8 protein-coding genes are annotated in these 7,176 nt (G+C 73.9%); 5 read left to right on the top strand and 3 right to left on the bottom strand.

The features are described from left to right. Positions 1-123 precede the first annotated feature (123 nt). Entirely contained in the window at positions 124-678 is a 555-nt protein-coding gene (locus ACIQ6Y_RS22120; protein WP_404041511.1) for a GNAT family N-acetyltransferase, read from the bottom strand. A gap of 110 nt (positions 679-788) precedes the next feature. Here ACIQ6Y_RS22120 and ACIQ6Y_RS22115 point away from each other — a divergent pair, with 110 nt between their 5' ends. After that, positions 789-1,775 (top strand): aldo/keto reductase, encoded by a 987-nt coding sequence (locus tag ACIQ6Y_RS22115; protein WP_404041509.1) that lies wholly within the window; start codon positions 789-791, stop codon positions 1,773-1,775. A gap of 55 nt (positions 1,776-1,830) precedes the next feature. Here the strand turns inward: ACIQ6Y_RS22115 and ACIQ6Y_RS22110 are convergent, their stop codons facing one another. After that, positions 1,831-3,225, bottom strand: coding sequence for an MFS transporter (locus ACIQ6Y_RS22110; protein ID WP_404041507.1), 1,395 nt, complete (start codon positions 3,223-3,225; stop codon positions 1,831-1,833). 94 nt (positions 3,226-3,319) lie between these two features. Here ACIQ6Y_RS22110 and ACIQ6Y_RS22105 point away from each other — a divergent pair, with 94 nt between their 5' ends. The 3 genes from ACIQ6Y_RS22105 to ACIQ6Y_RS22095 all read left to right on the top strand — a co-directional run bounded on the left by ACIQ6Y_RS22105 (position 3,320) and on the right by ACIQ6Y_RS22095 (position 5,183). Further along, a complete protein-coding gene (locus ACIQ6Y_RS22105) occupies positions 3,320-3,898 on the top strand; it encodes a helix-turn-helix domain-containing protein (RefSeq protein ID WP_404041506.1) in 579 nt (192 codons plus the stop codon). Positions 3,899-4,001: 103 nt separating this feature from the next. Next, complete coding sequence (locus ACIQ6Y_RS22100) at positions 4,002-4,541, top strand: hypothetical protein (RefSeq protein WP_404041505.1); 540 nt, start codon at positions 4,002-4,004, stop codon at positions 4,539-4,541. Between the two features lie 27 nt (positions 4,542-4,568). Further along, the gene (locus tag ACIQ6Y_RS22095; RefSeq protein WP_404041503.1) at positions 4,569-5,183 is read left to right on the top strand and encodes a hypothetical protein; all 615 of its coding nucleotides are present in this window, start codon (positions 4,569-4,571) and stop codon (positions 5,181-5,183) included. A 39-nt stretch (positions 5,184-5,222) separates the two neighbouring features. Here the strand turns inward: ACIQ6Y_RS22095 and ACIQ6Y_RS22090 are convergent, their stop codons facing one another. After that, positions 5,223-5,501, bottom strand: a complete 279-nt coding sequence (locus ACIQ6Y_RS22090; RefSeq protein ID WP_404041501.1) for a hypothetical protein — start codon at positions 5,499-5,501, stop codon at positions 5,223-5,225. 89 nt (positions 5,502-5,590) lie between these two features. Here ACIQ6Y_RS22090 and argG point away from each other — a divergent pair, with 89 nt between their 5' ends. After that, a complete protein-coding gene (argG, locus tag ACIQ6Y_RS22085; protein WP_404041499.1) occupies positions 5,591-7,036 on the top strand; it encodes an argininosuccinate synthase in 1,446 nt (481 codons plus the stop codon). Positions 7,037-7,176: the final 140 nt, after the last annotated feature.

Raw genomic sequence — 7,176 nt, 5'->3', positions numbered from 1 at the left:
CGAGCGGGGGGACCCCCATCGCGTCGACGCCCTCCTCCGCCTTGCAGCTGCACGCACCAGACCCCGCTCGACCCGGCCGAGAAGCGCAGTCCCTTTCAGCCGACCTGATCCAAACGACAGGCCCTAGGGGCGGGACGCCCGCCACTCACGGTCGAGGATCGCGTGGACCACGCTGTCCCGCCAGACGCCGCCCTTGAGGACGTGCTCGCGGATGACGCCCTCCTCCGTCATCCCGACGGCGGCCATGGTCCGCGCGGACGCGGCGTTGTGGGGCGAGCGGGCGCCCCAGACGCGGTGCAGGCGGAGGTCGTCGAAGGCGACGCCGAGCAGCAGCCGTACCGTCTCGACGCCGTATCCGGCGCCCCAGACGTCGGGGCGCAGCGCGAAGCCGACGGTGGCGGCCCGCTGTTGGTGCGGGTCGAGCGCGAGCCGGCCGAACCCGACCAGCTCGGCCGCCTCGGGCAGGACGACGGCGAGCGCGTACTCCGTGCGCGGGTCGGCACCCGCCGAGGCGACGGACCCGGCGACGATGTCGGCGACCTGCTCCCGGGTACGCGGCTCGAACGAAAGATGCTCCGTCGCGCGCGGGCTTCCGTAGACCGCGAGGACCGCGTCCACGTCCCCCGACTCGACCTCGCGCAGCCCGAGTCGGGCGCCGCGCCGGCTGACCGGATACATGCCAGGACTCTACCCGGCCAACTCGGCGACCGAGGCCGTCCTTTGACTTGGAGCGCTCTTCAACACCTAGCGTCATGAACGCCCGTTGCGGATCACCAGGAGGCAGCATCATGACGCACATCCCCACCCGGCACCTCGGCGAACTGGCGGTCTCCGCGCAGGGGCTGGGCTGCATGGGCATGAGCCACGGCTACGGCGCCGGCGACGACGCGCAGTCCGTCGCCACCCTGCACCACGCTCTCGACCTAGGGGTGACCCTGCTGGACACCGCCGACTTCTACGGCGCCGGGCACAACGAGGAGTTGATCGGCCGGGCGATCGCCGGCCGGCGCGACGAGGTGGTGCTGGCGACGAAGTTCGGCTTCGCCAACCGGCTGGGCGAGCCCACCCGCATCCGCGGGGACGCGGCCTACGTGCGTGAGGCGTGCGACGCCTCGCTGCGCAGGCTCGGCGTGGACCACATCGACCTGTACTACCAGCACCGGGTGGACCCGCGGGTGCCGATCGAGGAGACGGTCGGCGCGATGGCCGAGCTGGTGCGGGCCGGCAAAGTCCGCCACCTCGGGCTGTCGGAGGCGGCCCCGGACACGATCCGCCGGGCGCACGCCGTGCACCCGATCGCCGCGCTGCAGAGCGAGTGGTCGCTGTGGACCCGTGGCCTGGAGGCCGAGGTCGCCCCGGTCTGCCGTGAACTCGGCATCGGCATCGTGCCGTTCTCCCCGCTCGGCCGCGGCTTCCTGACCGGCCGGGTCGGCTCGGTCGAGGGCCTGGCCGCCGACGACGTACGCCGCACGCAGCCGCGGTTCGCCGACGGCAACCTCGAACGCAACCTGGCGATCGTCGCCGCTCTGGAGGAGCTGGCCGAGGCCAAGGGCGTGACCGCGGGACAGCTGGCCCTGGCCTGGGTGCAGCACCGGGGCGACGACGTGGTGCCGATCCCCGGCACCCGCAGGCAGCGCTACCTGGAGGAGAACCTCGCCGCCCTGACCGTCGAGCTGACCCCGGACGACCTCGCCGCCATTGAGGCCGCCGCCCCGCCGGAGCTGATCGCGGGCTCCCGCTACGACGCCGGCAGCCTGACCTTCGTCGACGGCTGAGCGGCCGGGAGGGCCGGTGCCTCACGGGCAGGGCCCTTCACTGACGGCCGGGCCGTCACGCGTCCCGGCGTACCGGCGCGGCAGCCCGCGCCACGCCGAGCAGGAACACCCCGCAGGCCGTCACCAGCAGCCAGCCGGGGCGGGTGGCACGGGCGAGCGCGTCCGGCCCGGCCCCGGCGACCAGGGCACCCGCGAGGGCCACGCCGACCGCCGAGCCGACCTGGCGCGCGGTGGAGGTGATGGCCCCGGCCACGCCCGCACGGGAGGCCGGCAGCCCGCCGACCGCGGTGTTGGTGAGCGGCGCGTTGGCGAAGCCGAACCCGATGCCGAGCAGCAGCTGGGCCGTCAGCAGCAGGCGTACGTCGGTGTCCTGGCCGAGGTTCACCAGGCACAGCCCGCCCGCCGCGGTGAAGGCGCCCGCGAGCAGCAGCGGACGCCGCGCCCCGAGCCGGCCCACCAGGCTGCCCGCCCAGGGCGCGCACAGGGTGGCGCCGAGCGCCATGGGCAGGGTCGCGAGCCCGGCCGCGAGCGGGGTCCAGCCGCGGGCGTGCTGGAGGTAGAGCGTGTTCAGCAGCAGGGCCGCGCTGAGCGCGACGAACACGGCCATGGCGCCCAGCACCGCAGTCGCGAACACCGGCCGCCGGAACAGCCCGAGATCCATCAGCGGCTCGCTGCGCCGGGCCTCGACCCGGACGAACGCGGCCGCGGTGACGGCGATCAGCGCGTAGCAGGCCGCCGCGGCGGGGGAGGCCCAGCCGATGCGCGGGCCCTCGATGAGGACCCAGACGCTCGCACCGAGGGTCAGCGTGAGCAGCACCTGCCCGGGCAGGTCCGGTCGGCGTGCGCGCTGCCCGTGGGACTCCGGCACGAACACGGCGACCAGCACCAGCGCGGCCACGACGACCGGCGCGTTGACCCAGAACACCGACCGCCAGCCGAACGCGGCGACGAGCGCCCCGCCGGTGACCGGCCCCGCCGCCATGCTCAGCCCGAAGACCGACGCCCAGATCCCGATCGCCCGGGCCCGCTCCCGCGGATCGGGCATCGCGCTCACCACGATCGCCAGCGCCACCGGGCTCAGCATCGACGCCCCGACCCCCTGCACGGCCCGCGCCGCGACCAGGACGCCGAGCGACGGCGCCACCGCGCAGACCAGCGAGGCGAGCCCGAAGACGACCAGCCCGACCCGGAACACCCGCCGCCGCCCGAAGCGGTCCGCGAGCGCGCCGGAGGCGATGAGCAGAGCGGCCAGGACGACGGTGTAGGCGTCCACCACCCACTCCAGGCCCCGGGTGCCGATCCCCAGGCCGTCCCCGATCGCGGGCAGGCCCACGTTGACGATGGTGGTGTCCAGGCCCACCAGGAACATGCTCAGCGCGCAGACGGCCAGGACCGTCCAGCGTCCGCGCGCGCTGAGTCCGGGTTCTGCCGGCAAAGAGGTCGTGGTCATCGGCGGCTGCCTTCCATCGGGATCATGTGCCGCCATGCTCGGACCCGGCCGTGTCCCCCACCCAGCGTCTTTGCGAAGGCCGCAAAATGGAGCCATGGACGCCGAACTCGCTCAGATCCTCGACGGCATCGGACCGCGGCTGCGTGCACTGCGGCGCGATCGAGGCCTCACCCTGGAGGCGCTGGCGCAGGACACCGGCATCTCCGTGAGCACGCTCTCCCGCCTGGAGTCGGGCATCCGGCGTCCCACCCTCGACCTGCTGATCCCGCTGGCGCGGGCCCACCGCGTGGCCCTGGACCAGCTCGTCGCGGCCCCGGCCACCGGCGACCCACGGGTGCACCTGCGCCCCCACCGCAAGGACCGCGGCAGCGTCCTGGTGCCCCTCACGCAGTACCCGGGCCGTGTCCAGGTCTTCAAGCAGGTGCTCGCCCCGCGCGAGCCCAAGCTCGTCACCCACGCCGGCTACGAGTGGCTCTACGTCCTCGCCGGCCGGCTCCGTCTGATCCTCGGCGACTCCGACGTCACGCTGCGGCCGGGCGAGGTCGCCGAGTTCGACACCGGCGAACCCCACTGGTTCGGGCCCGCGGGCGACAGCGCGGTCGAGATCCTCCACCTGTTCGGCCCGCACGGCGACCAGGCGGTCGTCCGTACCGGCCCGGAGGCCGGCTCATGAGAAGGGCTCCGGTGCACGGTGACCGGCCACGAGGACGGCTCGGGTTTGCAGTGACCGGCCTATGAGAAGGGCTCCGGTGCGCGGTGTGCGAGGATCGGGCGCCATGATCCACGGACCTCGCGCGAGACGCGCCGCCGTACGGGCCCTGGCCGTCTCGGCCCTGGCGGCGCAGACCGCGTGCGGGGTCCTCGGGGGCGACACCCACCCGTGCACCCTGATCGGCTCGCCGTCGGGCATAGGCGTCGAGATCGCCCCGAGCCTGGCCCGTACGGCGGCCGCGGCCGACCTCACCGCCTGCTGGGACGCCGTGTGCAGAACCACCGCGCTGCGCCTGCGCGAGGACCCCGCGCCCGTCGCCGACGACCCCGTGATGACCACGGAATCCGCCGCCCCGCCCGCCACCCCGCCCACCGCCGAGGCGACGGAGCGGCCCGTGCGGCCCGGCTTCGCGGAGCTGGACGACCTCCCCGCCGGGCCCGTCCGCGTCACGTTGGAGCTGAGGGGCGACCGGGGCCGTACGGTCCTGGAGCGCCGTACGACCGTCACCCCGCAGGTCACCTACCCCAACGGCCGCGACTGCTCGCCCGGCGGCCGTCAGGCGCAGGTGGCTCTCACCCCGGCGGGAGCCCTGGTCCCGCGCTGACGTGCGGCCCCGTTATCGTCGTCGGCCATGGGGCTGGACATCACCGTGCTGATCGCCGACTGGCCGTGGCTGAGCGAGGTGCCGGCCGGGCAGCGGCTGGAACGCCTCAGGGACGCCTGGTACGACGACGGAACGGGCCTGTGGGACGCCGACGCGCCCTCGGTGGACGCCGGTTGGGTCCGGCCGCGGGGCACGGCAGGCGAGCGGTTCGCCTTGTACGAGTTCGCGCGCACCTGCGGTTCGTTCAAGCCGCACTTCTGGGCCGGACACCGGTGGGAGGTGTTCCGCGACCAGGTCGACGAGCCGGTGCGGGCCGATGTGGACGCCTTGCTGCTCGGGCTCTTCTGGCCCGGCCCGGACGGCCTGTCGGAGCCGACCGACCCGGAGGTCTTCGGCGACGACCCCTCCCACAGCGGCCTGCTGCTGGCCCGGCCGCCGGACGGCGTACGGGAACTGGCCGCGATCTGGGAGCGGACCCGGCCCGCCCTCGCCGGCCTGGAAGCGGCCTTCACCGCACACGCCGCCGGGCCCGACGGCTGGATCGGCGACTTCGGGGCGTTCCGGGACCTGCTGGAGGGCTGGGGGACCGTCGTCACCGAGGCGGCGGCGAGAAGCTGGGCCCTGGTGGGACTGAGCGAGTAGGGCATGCCCCACCTGTGCGGCCCGTGCTCAGGACGCGGGCTAGCCCTCGGCCCCGGTACGGCGTACGGCCTGCCTGACGTCCGCCTCGACCTGGCTGCGGGCGGTGCCCTGGTCCTTGGCGTACTCGGTGACCGCCTCCTGGACGTCCCGGGCCAGCTCGCGCCAGGCGCGCCAGGCGGTCTCGTACACCTCCGTCTGATGCTCGGGCCACGGGTTGTGCGCGGGCGGGCCGTACTGGTCGCGCAGCTCCTCGACCCGGGCGTGCGCCTGGTCGGCCGCGCGCTGCTTCTCGATCAGCTCTTCGAAGGTGTGCGCCACTTTGTGATCGTAAGAAGCGCGGGCCGTTCGCGCGCGGCGAGAATATGCCGTGGGTTGCATGACCATGCAGGAGGATGCATACTCTTCCTATGTCCAAGGTCCTCACTTCCCTTCCGGCCGGCGAACGCGTCGGTATCGCCTTCTCCGGCGGCCTCGACACCTCGGTCGCCGTCGCGTGGATGCGCGACAAGGGTGCCGTCCCGTGCACCTACACCGCCGACATCGGCCAGTACGACGAACCCGACATCGCCTCGGTGCCGGGCCGCGCGAAGACCTACGGCGCCGAGATCGCGCGCCTGGTCGACTGCCGTGCGGCGCTCGTCGAGGAGGGCCTGGCCGCGCTCGCCTGCGGCGCGTTCCACATCCGCTCGGGCGGACGGGCGTACTTCAACACCACGCCGCTCGGCCGTGCCGTCACCGGCACGCTGCTGGTGCGGGCGATGCTCGAGGACGACGTGCAGATCTGGGGCGACGGCTCCACCTACAAGGGCAACGACATCGAGCGGTTCTACCGCTACGGCCTGCTCGCCAACCCGCACCTGCGGATCTACAAGCCCTGGCTGGACTCGACCTTCGTGACCGAGCTGGGCGGCCGCAAGGAGATGTCGGAGTGGCTGCTGGCCCACGACCTCCCCTACCGCGACAGCCCGGAGAAGGCCTACTCCACCGACGCCAACATCTGGGGCGCCACCCACGAGGCCAAGACCCTGGAGCACCTGGACACCGGCGTCGAGACCGTCCAGCCGATCATGGGCGTACGGTTCTGGGACCCGGCCGTGGAGATCGCCACCGAGGACGTGACGATCGGCTTCGAGCAGGGCCGCCCGGTGACGATCAACGGCAAGGAGTTCGCCTCCGCCGTCGACCTCGTCCTGGAGGCCAACGCCATCGGCGGCCGGCACGGACTGGGCATGTCCGACCAGATCGAGAACCGCATCATCGAGGCCAAGAGCCGCGGCATCTACGAGGCCCCGGGCATGGCCCTGCTGCACGCGGCCTACGAGCGCCTGGTCAACGCGATCCACAACGAGGACACCCTCGCCCAGTACCAGATCGAGGGCCGGCGCCTGGGCCGCCTGATGTACGAGGGCCGCTGGCTGGACCCGCAGGCCCTGATGATCCGCGAGTCCCTCCAGCGCTGGGTCGGCGCGGCCGTCACCGGCGAGGTGACCCTGCGGCTGCGGCGCGGCGAGGACTACTCGATCCTCGACACCACGGGCCCCGCGTTCAGCTACCACCCCGACAAGCTGTCGATGGAGCGCACCGAGGACTCGGCCTTCGGCCCCTCTGACCGTATCGGCCAGCTCACCATGCGCAACCTCGACATCGCCGACTCGCGGGCCCGCCTGGAGCAGTACGCCGGCCTCGGCCTGATCGGCGCCGCCGGTCCGGCGGTCGGTGCCGCACAGGCGGCCGCGACCGGCCTGATCGGCGCCATGCCCGAGGGCGGCGCCGAGGCCATCGCCTCCCGCGGCGAGGTCTCCGAGGAGGACGAGGCGCTGGACCGCGCCGCGATCGAGTCCGGCACGGACTGACCGGCCCCCTGGGCACGGGCGGGGGGGGGGGGGGCCCCCCCCCCCGGGGGGGCCCCCCCCCGGGGCCCGGGGGGCCGCCCCCCCCCCCGGGGCGGGGTGCGTTGTAAAAGGCGGCCCCACACGAGGGGGTGGTGGGCCCG

Source organism: Streptomyces sp. NPDC096205, from assembly GCF_044763135.1.
Taxonomy (GTDB): domain Bacteria; phylum Actinomycetota; class Actinomycetes; order Streptomycetales; family Streptomycetaceae; genus Streptomyces.
The sequence above is the reverse complement of the archived record's forward strand: the minus strand, read 5'-3'. Positions and strand labels throughout refer to the sequence as shown.